Below are 18,812 nucleotides of genomic sequence, written 5' to 3' on the forward strand. Positions count from 1 at the left end.
GGATGCTGGAGACAAATGCCGGGCGGCCAATACCCCCTCCTAGCCTCCCCCTGAAAAGGGGAGGGACGGGCCGGTGGGTGGCCACAGAACCTGCCCGGAACACCGAGCTGCTCCTCCCCCTCTTAGGGGGAGGCTGGGTGGGGTGTCCCCAACTATCCGCGTATCACCAGGAGAGCCCCATGCTCCGCTTCATTGCCAATCGGCTCATTGCCATGGTGCTCACCTTGTGGGCGGTCAGCTTCGTGGCCTTCGCCATCATCCAGCTGCCGCCGGGCGATTATCTCACCACCTATCTGGCGACGCTGTCGGCCAATGGCGATCGGGTCGATCCGGCCACGATCGAGGCGCTGCGTCGGCAATATGGTTTTGGCGAGCCCTATCTGGTGCAGTACTGGAAGTGGATTTCCGGCATCCTGTTGCGCGGTGATTTCGGCCAGAGCTTTGAGTGGAAAGCGCCGGTGACGACGCTGATCTGGGGCCGGCTGGGCAATTCCATCCTCGTCGAGGGGCTGGCCGTGCTGGTGATGTGGTTCATCGCCCTGCCCATCGGCATCTATGTGGCTGTAAGAAAATATTCGCTGGGCGATTACCTCGCCACCGTGGCCGGGTTCATCGGCCTCGCCATCCCGAATTTCCTTCTTGCGCTGCTGCTGATGTATCTCAGCTTCGTCTATTTCGGCACCACCATTGGCGGGCTGTTCTCGCCCGAATTTGAGAATGCGCATTGGTCGATCCCCAAGGTCATGGACTTCCTGTCCCGGGCCTGGGCGCCGATCCTGGTGCTGGCCACGGCGGGGACGGCGGAACTGATCCGGATCCTGCGCGCCAATCTGCTCGATGAGCTCAAAAAACCCTATGTCACCACTGCGCGCGCCAAGGGCCTGCCGGAATGGAAGGTGATCCTCAAATATCCCGTGCGCGTGGCGCTCAACCCGCTGGTCTCGACCATTGGCTGGCTGCTGCCGGCGCTGGTGTCGAGCTCGGTGATTGTCTCGGTGGTGCTCAATCTGCCCACGGCCGGGCCGCTTCTGCTGCGCTCGCTGACCAGCCAGGACATGTATCTGGCCGGCGCCATCATCATGCTCCTGGGCGTGCTCACCGTCATCGGCACGCTGATCTCGGATCTCTTGCTCGCCTGGATCGATCCGCGCATCCGTTTCGGAGGGAAATAAAATGGCGGTGGAAACGCTCTCGCCCGTCGCAGAAGTGGTGCCGCCGCGCCGCGCCCGCGAGTCCCAATTAGGCCTGATGTGGCGCCGGTTCAAGCGGCACCAACTGGCCGTGGTCAGCCTCTGGATCGTGGTGGCCTTCTATCTCGTCGCGGCGCTGGCGGAGTTTCTCGCGCCAACCGACCCGGCGAGCTATAGCGCCCGCTACACCTATGCGCCGCCGCAGGGGATGCACTTCATCCTGCGCGACGAGAACGGCGGCTGGTCGTTCCAACCGCACGTCAATGGCTACAAATCCGAAATCGACCCCAAGGCGATGCGGCGCACGTTCGTGGTCGACCCGGAAGTGATCATTCCGGTGAGGTTCTTTGCGCCGTCCGAGCCCTACAAGCTGGCCGGGTTCATCCCCATGTCGGTCAAGCTGATGGGCGTCGAGAACAGCAGGGACCCGTTCTATGTGCTGGGCGCGGACCGGCTTGGCCGCGATCTCCTCAGCCGGCTGATCCACGGTACGCGCATTTCGCTCTCCATCGGGCTGGCCGGTGTGACGCTCAGCCTCTTTTTCGGCATCATTATCGGCGGCTTTGCCGGCTATTACGGCGGCTGGTTCGACGGCGCGGTGATGAGGGTGATCGAATTCATCCGCTCCATGCCCACCATTCCGCTCTGGCTGGGGCTGGCGGCAGCGCTGCCCAAGGACTGGAATGCGCTCCAGACCTATTTCGCTATCACCATCATTCTCTCGCTGATCGGCTGGACCGAGCTGGCGCGGGTGGTGCGCGGACGGTTCTTGAGCCTGCGCACCGAGGATTTCGTGACGGCGGCGCAGCTCGACGGCGCCAGCGACTGGCGCATCATCATGCGGCACATGGTGCCCAGTTTCACCAGCCACATCATTGCGGCGGCGACCCTGGCCATTCCCGGCATGATCCTTGCCGAAACGGCGCTGAGTTTCCTTGGGCTGGGCCTGCAGCCGCCAATTGTGAGCTGGGGCACACTGCTCCAGGAAGCCCAGAACATCCGCACCCTGGCGACGGCGCCCTGGCTGCTGACCCCGGGCCTCTGCGTGGTGGTGGTGATCCTGGCGCTCAATTTCTTCGGCGACGGCCTGCGCGACGCGGCTGATCCTCATGGGCGGTGAGATGATGGTTTTGTGGATGTCAGACCCCTCATCCCAACCGAATTCGACGTCGAATTCGGTGTACCTTCGGGCACCTTCTCCCTCAAGGGGAGAAGGAAGGCAGGGTGCCTCCCCCAACACCAGCCTCCCCCTCGCCCCTTGTGGGAGAGGGTGGATCGCGCGCAGCGCGAGACGGGTGAGGGGGCTTTCGACGGCAAGTAACGAGTGTCCGGCATGACCAAACCCCTCCTGACCATCAACAATGTCTCCCTCATTTTCACCTCGCCCGACGAGCCCGACATCGAGGCGGTGCGGCAGATGGATCTGACGCTGACGCCGGGCAAGACGCTGGCGCTGGTGGGGGAAAGCGGCTGCGGGAAATCGGTGACGGCGCGGGCGATTTTGCGGCTTCTGGAAAAGAACGCCGATATCCGCACCGGGGAAATCTTCTTTGAGGGCGAGGCTGGGCCAGTCGATATTGCCCGGCTCAAGCCCGACAGCCAGGCCATGCGCGCCATTCGCGGCGCGCAGATTTCGATGATCTTTCAGGAGCCGATGAGCTCGCTGTCGCCCGTCCATACGATCGGCGACCAGATTGACGAGATCATCGTGCTGCATGAGGGATTAAAACCCAAGACGGCGCGGGAGCGGACGGTGGCGCTGCTCGATCAGGTGGGCGTGCCCGGCGCGCGCGAGCGGGCCAATGCCTATCCGTTCGAACTCTCGGGCGGGCTGCGCCAGCGCGCCATGATCGCCATGGCGCTGGCCTGTACCCCCAAACTGCTGATCGCCGACGAGCCGACCACGGCGCTCGATGTGACGACGCAGGCGCAGATCCTCGATCTCCTGCGCCAGCTGCAGGCCGATTACGGCATGGCCATGCTGTTCATCACCCATGACCTCGGCGTTGTCGCCGAAATCGCCGACGAGGTGGCGGTGATGTATCTGGGCGATGTGGTGGAGCAGGGGGACGTCTATGAGGTGTTCCGCGCGCCCCAGCACCCCTATACGCAGGCGCTGATGGCGTCGGTGCCGCGGCTGACGCGAAAAGCCGAGCGGCAGCGCCTGTCGCCGATCAAGGGCACTGTGCCCTCGCCCAAGGACCGGCCGGTGGGCTGCGCCTTTACCAGCCGGTGCCCGCATGCCTTTGCGCCCTGCGCGGGGGAGCGGCCGGAGCGGACCCAGGTCTCTGAAGGCCATGTGGCGCGCTGCCATCTTCTCACCCATCACAAGGCGGAGGCGCTGGCATGAGCACGCTTCTTACCGTCGAAAACCTCTCCAAGATTTATACGCTGGGCGGCGGGCTCTTCGGTCCGGGCCGGGAGCTGGTGGCGCTCAACGACATCAATCTCACGGTCGAGGCGGGGGAAACCCTCGCCATTGTCGGCGAGAGCGGCTGTGGCAAGACCACGCTGGGGCGCTGCATCATCAAGGCGCAGCCGGTCACCTCGGGGAAGGTGTTTTATCACCCCAAGGATGGGCAGCGTGTTGAACTCAGCGCGCTCGACAAGCACGCCATAAAACCCTGGCGGCGCGATATCCGCATGATCTTCCAGGACCCGATGAGCTCGCTCAATCCCAACATGCGGGTCTTCGATATCGTCGCCGAACCGCTGCGGGTGCATCGCATCGCCAAGGGGCGCGAGCTTGAGGACAAGGTCATCGACACCCTCGCCAAGGTCGGCATTTCGGCTGATGCGGTGGGCCGCTATCCCCATGCCTTTTCGGGCGGGCAGCGGCAGCGCATCGGGATTGCCCGCGCGCTGGTGCTCGACCCAAAACTGGTGATCGCCGATGAGGCGGTGTCGGCGCTCGACGTTTCGATCCAGGCGCAGGTGCTAAACCTGCTTGAAGACCTCAAGGCCGATTTCGGGCTGACCTATATCTTCATCAGCCATGATCTGGGCGTGGTGAACTACATCGCTGACCGGGTGGTGGTGATGTATCTAGGCCATGTGGTTGAAAATGCGCCGACCGAGGCGCTGTTCGAGCGGCCCCGTCACCCCTATTCGGAAATGCTGCTCGAAGCCCTGCCGATTGCCGACCCGAGCCGGCTCAAGGGGCGGAGCACCGAGCTCAAGGGCGAAATCCCCTATCTCGGCAATCGCCCGCAGGGGTGCCCCTTCCACACGCGCTGCAAATACGCCCAGGACATCTGCCGGGCCGAAAAGCCGGCGCTGCGCCCGATCAACGGCTCGGCCCAGCTGGCCGCGTGCCACTTTGCCGAAAGTCTTGAGCTGAAGGGGGCCTATGGGCCAGCGCCCATCGCGCCGCGCGCGCTGCAATCCGCCGATGGATTACCCGGACATGTCGGGCAATGACGATGGAGGGCAGGATGGGTGCGATAATCCGAGAATCTTCCGCCGTCACCACCCGGCTTGTCCGGGTGGTCCAACTGCCTGCGCCCATGCCTCGATCTCGGGGCTCTCTTACCCCCTCCCTTGATCCCTCCCCTCAAGGGGGAGGGTGTCGACTGATCGGCTGGGGATCGAAAGCTGCGGAGCTTGAGCCGAGATTGCGTGCCAAGGCCGCCACATCCACCGGCCTGCACCTCCCCCTTGAAGGGGGAGGGTGGGAGGGGGTGATGGGAGCCCGATCATTGCGGCTCGCGCCCCCGACCTTTGTGCCCTCCCCGCGAGGGGGAGGGAGACGACTGACATTCCGGTTCACAACAGAGATGCCGAGCTGACATGACCTACGATCCCGTTTCCGCCAATCCGCTGGCCGGTAATCCGCTGAGAACCCGAGACGATGTCGAGAAGGGGCTGCGCGACCTGTTTGCGCCGCTGCTGCCCTATTTCTCCGAAGGTGGGGCGCGCGTGCGGCTCGACGCGGTGGGCGCCCATTTTGATCGGGCCGCGGCCGACCTTGAAGGCTTTGCCCGGCCGCTCTGGGGGCTGACGCCACTGGCTGCGGGCGGCGGCGATTTTGACCATTGGGAGCTCTACCGGCAGGGCCTCGCCAATGGCACCGATCCCGAGCACTCCGAATATTGGGGGACGGTGAACGGCATTGACCAGCGGCAGGTGGAGCTGGCGGCCATTGGCTTTACCATGAAGATGCTGCCGCACCTCGTCTGGGAGCCGCTGCCGCAAAAGGCCAAGGACAATCTGGCCGCCTATCTCAAGCATGCGCGCCAGTTCGATTATGCGCCCAATAACTGGAAGTTCTTCCGGATCCTGGTTGATCTCGGGCTCGAGGAATGCGGGGTCGAATTCGACCGCTCCTATACCGACAGATATCTGGCTGAGCTCGAGGATTTCTATATCGACGATGGCTGGTATCGCGACGGCAATATCCGCCGGATCGACCATTACATCCCCTTCGCCATGCATTTTTACGGGCTGATCTACGCCAAGCTGGCCCGGGGCGATGGGGACCGCGTGGCCGTCTACAAGGAGCGCGCGCGGCTCTTTGCGCGGGATATCCAGCACTGGTTTGACGATGAGGGCGGCACGCTGGCCTTCGGGCGTTCGCTGACCTATCGCTTTGCCTGTGGCGGGTTCTGGGGCGCGCTGGCCTTTGCCGATGTAGAGGCTCTGCCATGGGGCGTCATCAAGGGCCAGTTCCTCAGGCATTTGCGCTGGTGGAGCAAGCTGCCGATTGCCACCCGCGATGGCGTGCTCTCAGTTGGCTATGGCTATCCCAACCTCTTCATGTCCGAGAGCTATAATTCCTCGGGCTCGCCCTATTGGGCGCTCAAAGCCTTCCTGCCGCTGGCGCTGCCGGCCGACCATCCTTTCTGGACGGCGGAAGAGGTCGACGCCGATTTCGACGATGTGCCGGTGCCCTTAAAGCATCCGGGCATGGTGATGATGCATACGCCGGGCAATGTGGTGGCGCTTTCGAGCGGCCAGCAGAATTGGCAGATGCGGCACGGCACCGAGAAATACGCCAAATTTGTCTATTCCTCGCGCTATGGCTTTTCGGTCGAGGCCGATGAACGCGCCTATCCGCAGGGCGCGTTTGACGGCGCGCTCGCCTTTTCCGACGACGGCCGCCATTATCGCGTGCGCGAGACCAATGAGAGCGCCAGGATTGCCGGCAAGAAGCTCCACGCGGTGTGGAAGCCATGGAGCGATGTGACGGTCGAGACCTGGCTCATACCCGCCAATCCCTGGCATATCCGCGTGCACAAGATCACTTCGCCGCGGGCGCTGCACGCCACCGAAGGCGGCTTTGCCATTGGCCGTGCCGACCAGAACGCCGACACTTATATCGACGAACCCGGTCGCGGTTTGGCCAAGAGCGTGACCGATGTCAGCGCCATTGTGGACTTGTCGCCGGACGGGCAGCGCGAGGGGCGGGCATTCCGCGCACTGCCCAACACCAATCTCATCGTCTCGAAAACCATCGTGCCGCAATTGCGGGGCGAGATCCCGGCCGGGACCACTGTTTTGGTGACGGCGGCGATGGCGCATCCGGCGGGCGCTGCGGCCGAAACTGCCCTCGCCCAGCCGCCAGAGGCGCCCGACCTTGCCGCGCTCGAAGCGCTTTTTGCCCGCGAGGGTGTTGATGTCAGCGCCATAATGGTGCCGGAGAATTTCTGATGCGCCCAAAACTTGCTTTTGCCATGGCAGCGGACAAGACGCGGCACGTGTTCGACACCGCCACGGTCGATCGCCTTGGCGAGAGCTGCGAAATCCTCTCGCGCCAGCCGTTTGAGGATCTGACCACTGACGCCGCCAGGGCGGCGCTGGCTGAGGCGGACATATTGGTGACCGGCTGGGGCTGCCCGATGATCACCCCGGCGCTGTTGCGGCAGATGCCGCGGCTGAAACTCATCGCCCATGCGGCGGGGACGGTGAAATTTACCGTAGACCCGCTTGCCTATGAGGCAGGGATCAGGGTGACGCACGCGGCGGAGGCCAATGCGGTACCGGTGGCCGAATATACGCTGGCGGCGATCCTTTTCGCCAACAAGGCGGCGTTCACGCTGCGCGATCGCTATCGGGCCGATCCGAGCCGCATGACCAGCTATGCCTTGATGGATCAGCCCATCGGCAATTTTCGCCGCGTGGTGGGCATTGTCGGTGCGTCCCGCATCGGGCGGCGCGTGATCAAGCTGCTCAAACCCTTCGACATCGCGGTGTTGCTGCACGATCCCTTCGCGCATGCGGGCGATCCCGAGCTGGCGGGGGTCGAGATGGTTGCACTCGATAGCCTCATGGCGCGGTCCGATGTGGTGTCGGTTCACGCGCCGCTGCTGCCGGATACGCGGGGCATGATTGGCGCGCGGCATCTGCGGCTGATGCGCGACGGCGCCACCTTCATCAATACGGCGCGCGGCGGGCTGGTGGATGAAGCCGCGCTCGTCGCCGAACTCGAAACGGGTCGTATCCAGGGGGTGATCGACGTTACCGAGCCGGAGATTCCGCCGCCCGATTCACCCTTGTTCCGGCTTCCCAATGTCTTCCTCACGCCCCATGTTGCCGGGGCGATTGGCACCGAGCGCTCCCGATTGGGCATTTTGGTCGCCGATGAAGTGGAACGGTTCGTGCGTGGCGAGACGCTTCTCTACGAGGTGATGCCCGAACTGCTGGAGCGATTGGCATGACCGTGTCCAACTCCTCCCAGGGCGCGAACTCCGGCACCCCTCACCCGTCTGGCCCTGCGGGCGATCCAACCTCTCCCTCAGGGGGAGCGGGGGAACGGGGTGATTGCGGAGGCACCGAATTCGACATCGAATGCGGTTTGGATGAGGGGGACTGGCACCAATCCCGCCTGCAATATCTCACCTGGGACCGGACACCGGAGGATATCGAAAGCGGAGAACACCGGGCCCGACAGGCCATGCTTGCGGAGCGTGCCGGGGCCAGCTTTGCGCCCGGCGCCTATGTGGCGGCGGACGCGGCGATTTTTACGACCCGGTTGGAACTGGGCGAGCAGAGCTGGATTGCCGGGCACGCGCTGGTGCGGGGCGATGTCAGTTTCGGCAGCCATTGCACGGTCAATCCCTATGCGATGATTTCGGGCAGGGTGCGCTGCGGCGATGGCGTGCGGATCGCCAGCCATGTGTCGCTTGTCGGCTTCAACCACGGTTTTGACGACCCGGATGTGCCGATCCACCAGCAAAAGCATGAGAGCCTGGGGATCATCATCGAGGATGATGTGTGGATCGGGGCCAATGCGGTGGTGGTGGACGGGGTGAATGTCGGCCGCGGCGCGGTGATTGCGGCCGGGGCGGTGGTCAGCAGGGACGTGCCGCCCATGGCGGTGGTCGGAGGCGTGCCGGCAAAAGTGCTGCGGTTTCGCGGGCAGGGGCGGAGCGACGAGGCACGGGCGCACCTCCAGAGCCTTGGCACGCGAGCGGCGACGCAATGGCAGGATGTGCTGGCCGCCAATCGCGAGGGCGCGGACTATGTCTCGCGCGAGCATGATGGCACGGCACGCAGATCGAGCCGCCATCTCTGCGACGCTATCGAGATTGCCGCCGGGTTTGGCGCAATTCCGCCCGAGCTCGATGTCGATGCTGCGATCGTGCGTCTGCAGGATATGCAGGACCCGGCCACGGGGCTGTTTCCCGATCCCTACCAGCCGCCGCGGCCCGACCGGCCGATGCGCGACGACGGCCTCGCGCTCTATAATGTGTTGTCTGCCGGCTATGCGCTGGAGGTGTTGGGCAGCCGACCAGTGCACCCGATCGCGGCGGTGGAACTGCAAGGCCCGGACCTCTGCGACTGGCTCGAAAGCCTGCCCTGGCGCGAACGGGCGTGGGGGGCAGGAGCCGCGGTGGACGCCATTGGGACGGCGCTTTATTTCAATGCGCGCTATTTCACCTCCGGCCGGGCGCGAGAGGCGCTCTTTGGCTGGCTGGCTCTCAACCAGGACCGCGGCACCGGGCTCTGGGGCAGCTCTACGCCGGGGGAAGGTCTGCTGCAGCCGGTCAATGGCTTTTACCGGCTGACACGCGGCACCTATGCGCAGTTTGGGGTCGCGGTGCCGAGGACGGAAGCGGCGATCGACAGCGTGCTACTCAATTATCGCCATTACAGCGGCTTTGCCGGCGCCACCTACACGGCCTGCAATCTGCTCGATACCATCCATCCGCTGGTGCTGTGCCTTGGGCAGACCGATCACCGCCGCCACGAAGCGGAGGCGATCGCCCGCTCGATCATTGCGCGGGCCGGTCCGCGTTGGGTGGAGAGCAGGGGCTTCGCCTTTGCCGATGGGCAGGAGCCGGGCCTGCAGGGCACGGAAATGTGGCTGTCCGTGGTGCATCTGGCGGCAAAACTGCTTGGACTCGAGGCCGATTTTGCCTTCGTGCCCAAGGGCGTACACCGGACAAAGGCCGTTGGGCTGGGTCTATAGAAAAAGGAACGGGAGATGACGGGGAAAAAGGCGCTGGTCGTCTGGGGCGGGATGGAATTGCATACCCCCGAACGGGGCGCGCATGTGGTGCGGGCGCTTCTCGAGGAAGAGGGTTTTGCCGTTACCGTTACGCCCGATGACGACGCGCTGGGCGCCGAGGATGTGGGGGCGAACGATCTCATCGTGCCGGTGATCACCGATGGTACGCTCGAGCCTGAAAAGATGAAGAACCTGATCGGCGCGATCCGTGCGGGCACCGGGCTTGCCGGTTATCACATGGGATTGGCGACGACGTTTCGGGCGAGCGTGCCGTTTCGATACGCAGCGAGCGTCTATTGGGTGCAGCACCCGGGCAATATCATCCCCTACACGGTCGATGTGACCCGGACCGATCATCCGATCATGGCCGGGATCGAGAGTTTTACGCACACATCCGAGCAGTATTATCTCAATTACGATCCGGCGGTTGAAGTGCTGGCGACGACGACATTCTCGGGTGAGCATCATCCCTGGCGCAAGGATGTGGTGATGCCGGTGGTGTTCACCACGACCCACGACAAGGGCCGGGTGTTTTACTCTTCGCTCGGGCACACCGCCGACGAGCTTGAGATTCCCCAGGTGCGGACGATCTTGAAGCGCGGGCTGCTCTGGGCGGCGCGGTGATAGTGGCGAGGCTGCCCCTCACCCTAACCCTCTCCCCGGAGGGGCGAGGGGATTGCATCGGGGGTGGGGCGAGATCTTTTGTAAAGCACCGGCCAGGCCCCCTCGCCCCTCTGGGGAGAGGGATGGGGTGAGGGGAAGTTTGGCTCCTTAAATCACTCCGCTGCCGCTTCTGCCCGGCGACGCAGCACCTCTGACTCCGGCAGCGCATCGGCATAGGCCAATTCGCGGTTGGCGCGGGCCCAGAAGGCGGGGTGGACCCGGTCGAGCAGGGCCGGGTCGTCCGGCGTGAGGCCAAGTTCCTCCGCCGTTCCGTCGTCGAGGAACAAAATTGCGTTCTGCCGATACCAGGCGGGGATCGCCTCGTCGGTCCAGAGTTTGGGGCGCAGGACGTCATAGGGCTTGCGGCCGTGCGCGGCGAAGAGCGCCGCCCAGAAGCTGGGCCATTGCTCATTGATATGGCCGACGCCGCCCTGGCCGGGGATGGCGGCGCTGAACAGGGCCGCCGGCGCCATGGCGACGAGATCGGCGACGAAGGATTGCGCGCGGGCCGGGGAGAGATGCTCGGCCACTTCAAGCGACATGACGAGATCGACCGAAGGGCCGGAAAACGGCTGTTCGAGATCCTGATTGGCGAAGACGATCCGCGCGTCGTCCAGCATGTCGGGGCTCACCCATTGCCCTTCCATGCCGAAAACAGCGCTCGCGCCTGCCTCGAGCGCGGCGACCAGAAATGTGCCCGTGCCACAGCCGATATCGGCCACGCGATTGCAGTTGAGGGCCGACGGCAGAGCGGCGAGGACATGGCGTGCCGCATGGGCCGTGTGACTGCGCCGATCGGCGTAAAAATCGGCCGGGTAGAGACTGGTGGACATGGGCGCGGTTACTCCTTGCCGCCAAACTATCAAAAACGCCTGCCGGGGCCAGTTCATTGTTAGCGGACAGGAACCATGGGAGGAGGTGTCTCGTTGAAGGACCAGCGTCATTACCCACGAAATTCTGGAGTCGACAACATGGCTGACAAGCAACTGGACGATCTCTTTCTCGATACGCTCAAGGACATCTACTACGCAGAACGTCAGATCCTGAAGGCGCTGCCGAAAATGGCGAAGGCCGCATCCTCGCCGGAGCTGCGTGCCGGTTTCGAACAGCACCATACGGAAACCGAAGGCCAGGTGGAACGGCTGGAGCGCGTCTTCGAGATTCTCGGCAAGACACCGCGCGGCAAGACCTGCGATGCCATCCTCGGCATTCTCGATGAAGGCAAGTCCATCATGGAAGAATTCAAGGACTCGCCGGCGCTCGATGCAGGTCTGGCCGCTGCTGCGCAGGCTGTCGAACACTACGAAATCGCCCGCTATGGCACGCTGCGTGCCTGGGCAATGCAGCTCGGTCACAAGGAAGCAGCCGATCTTTTCGGGCAGACCCTGGCCGAGGAAGAGGCGACCGACAAGAAGCTCTCCCAGCTGGCGACGAGCGTCGTCAACAAGAAAGCTGCCTGACGGGCAGGTCGGGTGGGCGAAATGCCCACCCTCGCGGGTCTAGCGGGATATGCGCAAGAACACAGCTCTGGCCGAACGCGTTCGCGACACGGCCTATTTCTTGTGGGAGCAGGACGGCTGCCCGGAGGGTCGCGCCATGGAGTATTGGCTTCGCGCCAAGACCATGCACCTGCGGCAGCTGGCCTATGACCGCTGGCTGGCGGATGGCACGCCTTGGGACCGATCCGATCTGCACTGGCACGAGGCGGAAGCCGAGATCGACGACAAATGAGAACGGGCCCCGATGGGGCCCGTTTTTTTGGTCGAAAGCGGAATGTGGACGGCGTTTCGGCTGCCCGGGCGAAAGCCGATCAGGCCTTGGCGCGTTCCACGTAGGAATTGTCTTCGGTCAGGATGACGATGCGGGTGCCGGCGTCGATATGGGGCGGGACCATGACGCGCAGGCCGTTGTTGAGAACGGCGGGCTTGTAGGACGAGGAGGCCGTCTGGCCCTTCACGACCGGCTCGGTCTCGACGATCTCGAAGGTCATGCGCTGGGGCAGTTCCATGGAGAGCGCAATGCCCTCATGGGTCATCAGGTGCACCTTCATGCCATCGGAAAGATAGGCCTTCTGGTCGCCGATCACGTCGTCGCCAACGGTGATCTGCTCGAAGCTTTCCGGCTCCATGAAGTGGTGGCCTTCGCCGTCCGAATAGAGGTAGTCGTAGACGCGGTCATCGACATCGGCCTTTTCGACCATTTCCACGGTGCGCCAGCGCCCCAGGACCTTCACGCCGTCGGAGATGCGGCGCATGGTGACGTTGGTCACCGAATTGCCCTTGCCCGGGTGGACGTTTTCGGCCGTGAGGACGACGTGCAGATTGCCGTCCTGCTCGACGACATTGCCTTTGCGCAGGGACGAGGCGATGACCTTGACCATATTTCTTCCTTGTTCGTAGCACTGGCGCGTACTAGAGGCAGGGCCATCCGCGCGCCGATTAACTTATCATCGAGCGCCCGATACATTATTCCGCGCCAAACCGCCAGACCGGAGCGCCAGAAACCCGTATGCCCGCACCCAAAGCCTCCCCATGGTGGACGCCCGAACGCCATGCCGACCGCCGTCCCATCCTGCTGGCGCGCAACCGCTTCGACGCGGCATTGCGGTCCTGGCTCGCCGCGAATGAATTTCTCGTGGTCGATCCGCCCGGGCTGCAGCGTTCGCCGGGCAATGAGGCCCATCTGCATGCCTTCGGCACCAGCATGATCGGCAATGACGGGGCGGCAGAGGCCATGTACCTGCACACCTCGCCCGAATTCACCATGAAGAAGCTGCTGGCGGCGGGCGAAGTGCGGATCGCCAGCCTCCAGCATGTCTGGCGCAATCGCGAGCGCAGCGCGCTGCACCATCCCGAGTTCACCATGCTCGAATGGTATCGGGTGGGCGAGCCCTATGACGCGATCATTGCCGATTGCGTGGCCATCATCCGCCTGGCCGCCGACACGACCGGCATCGACCAGTTCAATTTCCGCGGGCGCGTCTGCGATCCGCGGGCCGAGGCCGAGCGGATCAGTGTCGCCGACGCGTTCCTTGCCCATGCCGGGATCGACCTCCTCGCCACCATGGATGATCTCGGCGTACCGGACGGCGATGCGCTGGCCGTGCAGATGGCCGATCGCGGGCTGGACGTGCCGGAGGACAGGAGCTGGAGCTATCTCTTCAGCCGCATCCTGGTGGAAAAGGTTGAGCCTGCGCTGGGCAATGGCCGCGTGACCATCCTCGACCGCTACCCGGCCTGCGAGGCGGCGCTGGCGCGTCGGGTTCCGGGCGATGCCCGCGTCTCCGAGCGCTTCGAAATCTATGCCTGTGGGGTGGAGCTGGCTAATGGCTTTGGCGAACTCACCGATGCCGCCGAGCAGCGCCTGCGCTTCGAGGCGGAAATGGCCGAAAAGCAACGCATCTATGGCGAGCGCTATCCGATCGACGAGGATTTCCTGGCGGCGCTCGCGCTGATGCCGGAGGCCAGTGGCGTGGCATTGGGGTTTGACCGGCTGGTGATGCTGGCAACCGGCGCGCCCAGGATAGAGGCGGTGCTCTGGGCACCGGTGGCAGAATGAGTTTTCGCTTGTCGCTGGAGCCTCAGTCGATACCCTCCCCCTTGCGGGGAGGGATCAAGGGTGGGGGGAGAGAGCCCGGATATTGGGGCTTCCGTCACCCCCTCCCAGCCTCCCCCCTCAAGGGGGAGGTGTCGTCCGGTGACTGTGGGAGCCCTGCTGCATGAACCGCATCGTCACATCCAAAGCTTTGAAGACTGTCGCTGATCTCGAAGCTGCCGGCTTGACCGATGGCACGGATCTGTCCGCCGTGGCGGCAAAGTACGCTATCGGCATTACCCCGGCTGTGTTGGACCTGATTGATCCAAACGATCCGGATGACCCGATGGCGCGGCAGTTCGTGCCGAGCGTCGAGGAGCTGGTGACGACACCGGAGGAGCGCGAGGACCCAATCGGGGATCTGGCCCATTCGCCGGTGGAGGGAATTGTCCATCGCTATCCCGACAGGGTGTTGCTGAAGGCCGTGCATGTCTGCCCGGTCTATTGCCGCTTCTGCTTCCGCCGCGAAATGGTGGGGCCGCAGGGGTTGGGAACCCTCACCCCCGACGAACTCGATGCGGCCATGGCCTATATCGCGGCGCACACCGAAATCTGGGAAGTCATCCTCACCGGCGGCGATCCGCTGGTGCTGTCGCCGCGCCGTCTGCGCGCACTGATGGACCGCCTCGCGGGGATCGAGCATGTCAAGATCGTGCGCTTTCACACCCGCGTTCCGGTGGTGGAGCCGGAGCGGGTCGACCAGGACATGGTGTCGGCGCTGACCGCGAGCGGCAAGACGACTTATCTGGCCGTTCATGCCAATCATCCGCGCGAGTTTACGCCCGCCGCCCGACAGGCGTTCCGCACGCTGGTCGAGGGCGGCGTGGTGCTGGTCAGCCAGTCCGTGCTCTTGCGCGGGATCAATGACAGTGTCGAGACGCTGGCAGCGCTGATGCGCGGCTTCGTCGAAAACCGCATAAAGCCCTATTACCTCCACCATCCGGACCTGGCGCCGGGGACCGGTCACTTCCGGCTGTCGATTGAAGAAGGACAGGCGCTGGTGGCGGCGCTGCGCGGGCGGATTTCCGGGCTCTGCCAGCCGATATACGTCCTCGATATTCCGGGTGGGCATGGCAAGGCCGAGCTCGGGCAGAGCCGCATTTCGGGCGGCGACGGGTGCATGACCATAAAAGACTGGCAGGGCAATGAGCACGCCTATCCGCCGCCAGTGACCGAATAGGTCAGGCGAGGCCGCGTCGCACCGCTTCCCGCGTGGCCTCGGCCCGGCTCGAGACGCACAATTTCTGGTAGATCACCTTCACATAGGAGGCGACGGTCTGCGGCTGGAGCCCGAGGCGGCGCGCGGCCTCCGCAACCGTAAGGCCGCGGGCGAGGAGCGCCAGCACTTCGGTTTCGCGGGGGCTGAGACCGGCGTCGTCGTCGATTTTTCGCCTGGGGCCGCGGAAATGGTCGAGCATGCGCAGGGCGATGGAGGGCGAGAGCGGCGGCTCGCCGCGTTCGATGCGCTGGAGATAGCCGACCAGAAGCGCTGGTTCCTCGTCCTTGAGAACATAGCCACGGGCGCCCGCGGCAATGGCGTCGAAGAGGTGGGCGTCGTCATCATAGATGGAGGCGACGACGGGGAGGGTTGCGGGGCGGTCCTGCGCAAGGCGGCGCACCAGATCGATCCCCGAGCCATCGGGCAGGCCCAGATCGATGACGGCCAGCCAGACCGGGTCCTGGCGGGCATCGAGCCAGGCATAGGCGGCGCGAAGCGTTGCCGCCGTGGCGATGCTGACGCCGGGAAAGGCCAGTTCCAGCACCCCCTCCATCCAGTCGCGCGTGGTCGGCTGGTCTTCGACGAGGAGGCATTGGCGGGGCGCGGCAGCGTGGGTCATGAGGGCAAATCTACCGCGCTATGGGGGAAGTTCACCCCCGGTTCCGGGGGCTCGGCGAGATGGAGGGGCAAAGCGAGCGTAATTGTCGTCCCGCCCGTTGTGCCAAACGCCACGCTGCCGCCGAGATCGGCGAGGCGCTGGCGCAGATTGCGCAGGCCATAGCCGGTGGTTTCGCCGGCGAGGGCCGTGGCCGGGAGACCGCGCCCATTGTCCGCAAAGCGCAGGACGAGGTTTTCGGGCGTGCACTCGAGCGCCACGGTCAGGGTGTCGGCGCCGGAGTGGCGGATGACATTGGAGACGATTTCGCGCGCGGCCGAGGTGAGCGTCTTGTGGGCGCGATAATCGATGCGGACATCCGCCGCCATGCCCAATGCGTCGACCAGCGGCCAGTCGAGACCGATCTCCGCCGCTTCAAGCCGGCGGGCGGCTTCGTGGCGGATTTGGGCGAGAACGCGGTCCAGTTCGGCTTCTTCTCCGGCGAGGCCGGAGACGATGGCGCGGATATCGCTGAGCGCCGCCTGGAGCGTGGGGCGGGTGCGTTCATCGGCGGTGTGGAGGCCCGTAAGGAGACGCGCGCCGACATCGTCGTGCAGGTCGCGCGCCATGCGGCGGCGCTCCTCGCCCACGCCGCGCATATAGGCCTGTCGGCTTTCCTCGGCGCGTTCGGTGAGGGTGACCAGATCGGCGGCCAGCGCGAGATGACCCGGCTGGAACAGCCCGCGACCACCAAAAGGATGCGAGAGGCGGAGCCCCGGCGCCCCAGCCACGGCAGGCAGGGTCATGGTGAGACCGTCCTCGCTGACGCTTGGGGCGTTCAGATCATTGGTGTGGTCGACGGCCTGCAAAGGGTCGAATAGCCGGGCCAGAAGGTCGCGCCAGCGCCGGGCGCTGTCCACCCTGCTGGGGGCGAAGGCGACCGCCATGGCCGCAGAAAACAGCTCATGCTCCTCGATGTGCCGCGGCGCGAAGAAGCGCCGCCAGACCCAGTCGCGCAGAGGCAGGTAGATCAGGCCGATCAGCAGGAGCGACAGGGCCAGGGCCGGCGCTTCGCCAACCCCGAGGCCGACAAGCAAGGCGGCATCGAGCGCAATAAGCGCGAAGACACCCAGCATGTAGAAAAGGATGCGATAGGCCCAGTGCCCCAGCTCGAACAGCCGATAGCGCCGCAGTCCCAGCGCCAGGCCGAGATAGATGATGATGATGCCGCCCGCGGCATAATGCTGGGAAAGCGGCGTGTCGTAGCCCAGGAGGGCGGGGGTAACGGACATCAGCGCAAAGCTGCCAATGGCGATGGCCACCGAAAGTCCCAGCCAGCCCAGGACGGCGCGCTCATCGGGATGGCGCCGCGTCGCCCAATATTGTGCCACGATGAGCGCCATGATGGTCAGGGTGATGGCCATGACGAGGAGATAATAGTGCCCGGCCTCGATGAGGATCTGGAGCGAATCGAGCACGAAGGGCGGGCCCAGCAGGGCGGGCACGAGCCAGAGCCAGCGGGGGTGAACAAGCCGGCGGGGATAGACGAGGAACAGCCCGATCATGCCCGAGCTGAAGGCGAGGATGCCGAAATGGTTGATGAGCATAAGGACGCGGAAGGCATCGGCCGGCAGGGCGAGACCGCGATGCGCATAATAGGCCGAACTCAGCGTCACCATCAACACGCCCAGGCCCGAGAGGGCGAAAAGCGTCGGGGCAAGCAGGCGCGGGCGCAAGGACCAGACCCAGAAGGCGATGAGAGCGCTCGTTATTCCGGTGACGAACTGGATCCAGAAACTGCCCGGCAGCGAGCCGAGCGGTCGCGGGGCGGGAGCGATATCGAGGGTCCGCAGTCCCGCATCGGTCCTGACTTCGATCGCAATGACGGGCTCGCCGATGAGATCGAACAGGGCCTGCTGCCGGTCATAGAGCGCATTGATCGCAGCATAGGTGGGCAGCGAGTCCGGCTCGGCGAGAAGATCCTGCGCCTCGATCGTGTGGCGCGTGCCGTCCGCTGCCGAGATGGAGAGGATTTCCGTCCCTGCCTCAAGGCCCCAGGCCGGGCCCTCCAGGACCACAAGCCCGTCGCGGGGCACGAGCCCGACGCCGAGCCAGGGCGTGCTGGCGGCCAGCCACAAGATCACGCCGGCCGAGACGGCAATAAGCGTCGTCATGGCGATGATGATAAGGCCGGGAGAAAGCGGGGCACGGGACATGCCCCACTAAAATCTTAAAATTGAAATCCGGCAATACTTGCGCGGGTCGGGTTCTACTTTTCCCGATAGATGTCGAAGGGGCCGATGGCCTGCGTTGTGGCCATCAACTGGATCTTGTTGATGTTGACATGCTCGGGCAGGGAGGTTGCCCAGAAGATGCTTTCGGCAATGTCTTCGGCGTTCATGGCCTTGGTGCCGGAATAGGGGGCCGAGGCCTTGCCCTCGTCGCCCTTGAAGCGGACCAGCGAAAACTCTGTTTCGGTGAGGCCGGGCTCGATATCGGTCACGCGGACATTCTTGCCCTGCAGGTCCGAGCGCAGATTAAGGGCAAAGTGTTTCACGAAGGCCTTGGTGGCGCCATAGACCGAGCCGCCGGGATAGGCATATTCGCCGGCCACCGAGCCGAGCGTCACCACCTGACCGCCGCCGCGGGCGATCAGGCCCGGCAGCAGCAAGCGCACCGTATAGACGAGGCCGGAGATATTGGTGTCGATCATGGTCTGCCAGTCGTCGAGATCGGCCTCGGCGGCGGGCTGAAGTCCCAGCGCCAGCCCGGCATTGGCGAGCACGATATTGATGGCGTCAAAAGGCGCGGGGATGTCGGCGATGGCCTTTTCGAGCGCGGCGCGGTCGCGTACGTCGAGAGTGATGATGTGGCAATTGTCCTTGCCCAGTTCGGCCTGCAGCGCCTCGAGGCGATCCTCGCGCCGTCCCGTCGCAACGACCTTGCCGCCGGCGGCCACATAGCGGCGCGCTGCGGCGGCACCGAAGCCGGAAGTGGCGCCGGTGATGAAGACGACGAAGCGGCTGGGATCGAGCAGCTGATACATGGCAGTCCTGCGAATAGTCGGAAATGATGGTGGGGAGGGTGGACCGGGCCCGGGGC

17 protein-coding genes are annotated in these 18,812 nt (G+C 64.6%); 12 read left to right on the plus strand and 5 right to left on the minus strand.

Annotation, left to right across the window (positions count from 1 at the left end; translation table 11 throughout):
* Nucleotides 1–179 precede the first annotated feature (179 nt).
* The 8 genes from N0P34_RS05135 to N0P34_RS05170 all read left to right on the plus strand — a co-directional run bounded on the left by N0P34_RS05135 (nucleotide 180) and on the right by N0P34_RS05170 (nucleotide 10,263).
* Nucleotides 180–1,172: an ABC transporter permease gene (locus N0P34_RS05135; RefSeq protein WP_275605941.1), complete on the plus strand. Its 993-nt coding sequence runs from the start codon at nucleotides 180–182 to the stop codon at nucleotides 1,170–1,172.
* Between the two features lies 1 nt (nucleotide 1,173).
* Nucleotides 1,174–2,310: an ABC transporter permease gene (locus N0P34_RS05140; RefSeq protein ID WP_275605942.1), complete on the plus strand. Its 1,137-nt coding sequence runs from the start codon at nucleotides 1,174–1,176 to the stop codon at nucleotides 2,308–2,310.
* 213 nt (nucleotides 2,311–2,523) lie between these two features.
* Complete coding sequence (locus N0P34_RS05145; RefSeq protein ID WP_275605943.1) at nucleotides 2,524–3,540, plus strand: ABC transporter ATP-binding protein; 1,017 nt, start codon at nucleotides 2,524–2,526, stop codon at nucleotides 3,538–3,540.
* Nucleotides 3,537–4,610, plus strand: a complete 1,074-nt coding sequence (locus N0P34_RS05150) for an oligopeptide/dipeptide ABC transporter ATP-binding protein (protein ID WP_275605944.1) — start codon at nucleotides 3,537–3,539, stop codon at nucleotides 4,608–4,610. Before N0P34_RS05145 ends, N0P34_RS05150 begins: the two co-directional genes overlap by 4 nt.
* A 369-nt stretch (nucleotides 4,611–4,979) precedes the next feature.
* Nucleotides 4,980–6,839, plus strand: coding sequence for a DUF2264 domain-containing protein (locus N0P34_RS05155; protein ID WP_275605945.1), 1,860 nt, complete (start codon nucleotides 4,980–4,982; stop codon nucleotides 6,837–6,839).
* Nucleotides 6,836–7,846, plus strand: a complete 1,011-nt coding sequence (locus N0P34_RS05160) for a hydroxyacid dehydrogenase (RefSeq protein ID WP_275606926.1) — start codon at nucleotides 6,836–6,838, stop codon at nucleotides 7,844–7,846. The genes N0P34_RS05155 and N0P34_RS05160 overlap by 4 nt, the downstream gene beginning before the upstream one ends.
* A 137-nt stretch (nucleotides 7,847–7,983) precedes the next feature.
* Nucleotides 7,984–9,600: a DapH/DapD/GlmU-related protein gene (locus N0P34_RS05165; RefSeq protein WP_275605946.1), complete on the plus strand. Its 1,617-nt coding sequence runs from the start codon at nucleotides 7,984–7,986 to the stop codon at nucleotides 9,598–9,600.
* Nucleotides 9,601–9,615: 15 nt separating this feature from the next.
* The gene (locus N0P34_RS05170) at nucleotides 9,616–10,263 is read left to right on the plus strand and encodes a ThuA domain-containing protein (RefSeq protein WP_275605947.1); all 648 of its coding nucleotides are present in this window, start codon (nucleotides 9,616–9,618) and stop codon (nucleotides 10,261–10,263) included.
* 152 nt (nucleotides 10,264–10,415) lie between these two features.
* Here the strand turns inward: N0P34_RS05170 and N0P34_RS05175 are convergent, their stop codons facing one another.
* A complete protein-coding gene (locus tag N0P34_RS05175) occupies nucleotides 10,416–11,135 on the minus strand; it encodes a class I SAM-dependent methyltransferase (protein WP_275605948.1) in 720 nt (239 codons plus the stop codon).
* Between the two features lie 138 nt (nucleotides 11,136–11,273).
* Here N0P34_RS05175 and N0P34_RS05180 point away from each other — a divergent pair, with 138 nt between their 5' ends.
* Complete coding sequence (locus N0P34_RS05180; protein WP_275605949.1) at nucleotides 11,274–11,762, plus strand: ferritin-like domain-containing protein; 489 nt, start codon at nucleotides 11,274–11,276, stop codon at nucleotides 11,760–11,762.
* A gap of 49 nt (nucleotides 11,763–11,811) precedes the next feature.
* On the plus strand, nucleotides 11,812–12,033 hold the full coding sequence (locus tag N0P34_RS05185; protein ID WP_275605950.1) for a DUF2934 domain-containing protein: 222 nt from the start codon (nucleotides 11,812–11,814) through the stop codon (nucleotides 12,031–12,033).
* 79 nt (nucleotides 12,034–12,112) lie between these two features.
* Here the strand turns inward: N0P34_RS05185 and efp are convergent, their stop codons facing one another.
* On the minus strand, nucleotides 12,113–12,682 hold the full coding sequence (efp, locus tag N0P34_RS05190) for an elongation factor P (protein ID WP_275605951.1): 570 nt from the start codon (nucleotides 12,680–12,682) through the stop codon (nucleotides 12,113–12,115).
* A 128-nt stretch (nucleotides 12,683–12,810) separates the two neighbouring features.
* Between efp and epmA the strand changes: the two genes are divergently transcribed.
* On the plus strand, nucleotides 12,811–13,860 hold the full coding sequence (gene epmA / locus N0P34_RS05195) for an EF-P lysine aminoacylase EpmA (protein WP_275605952.1): 1,050 nt from the start codon (nucleotides 12,811–12,813) through the stop codon (nucleotides 13,858–13,860).
* A 169-nt stretch (nucleotides 13,861–14,029) separates the two neighbouring features.
* The gene (locus tag N0P34_RS05200; RefSeq protein ID WP_275606927.1) at nucleotides 14,030–15,076 is read left to right on the plus strand and encodes a lysine-2,3-aminomutase-like protein; all 1,047 of its coding nucleotides are present in this window, start codon (nucleotides 14,030–14,032) and stop codon (nucleotides 15,074–15,076) included.
* Nucleotide 15,077: 1 nt separating this feature from the next.
* Here the strand turns inward: N0P34_RS05200 and N0P34_RS05205 are convergent, their stop codons facing one another.
* From N0P34_RS05205 to N0P34_RS05215, 3 genes are read right to left on the minus strand one after another with little or no spacing between them, the layout of a single operon-like run.
* A complete protein-coding gene (locus N0P34_RS05205; RefSeq protein ID WP_275605953.1) occupies nucleotides 15,078–15,734 on the minus strand; it encodes a response regulator transcription factor in 657 nt (218 codons plus the stop codon).
* On the minus strand, nucleotides 15,731–17,926 hold the full coding sequence (locus N0P34_RS05210) for an ATP-binding protein (protein WP_275605954.1): 2,196 nt from the start codon (nucleotides 17,924–17,926) through the stop codon (nucleotides 15,731–15,733). Before N0P34_RS05210 ends, N0P34_RS05205 begins: the two co-directional genes overlap by 4 nt.
* A 53-nt stretch (nucleotides 17,927–17,979) precedes the next feature.
* On the minus strand, nucleotides 17,980–18,756 hold the full coding sequence (locus N0P34_RS05215; RefSeq protein ID WP_275605955.1) for an SDR family NAD(P)-dependent oxidoreductase: 777 nt from the start codon (nucleotides 18,754–18,756) through the stop codon (nucleotides 17,980–17,982).
* Between the last annotated feature and the right edge of the window lie 56 nt (nucleotides 18,757–18,812).

The sequence above is a fragment of the Devosia sp. FJ2-5-3 genome, assembly GCF_029201545.1.
GTDB lineage: Bacteria > Pseudomonadota > Alphaproteobacteria > Rhizobiales > Devosiaceae > Devosia.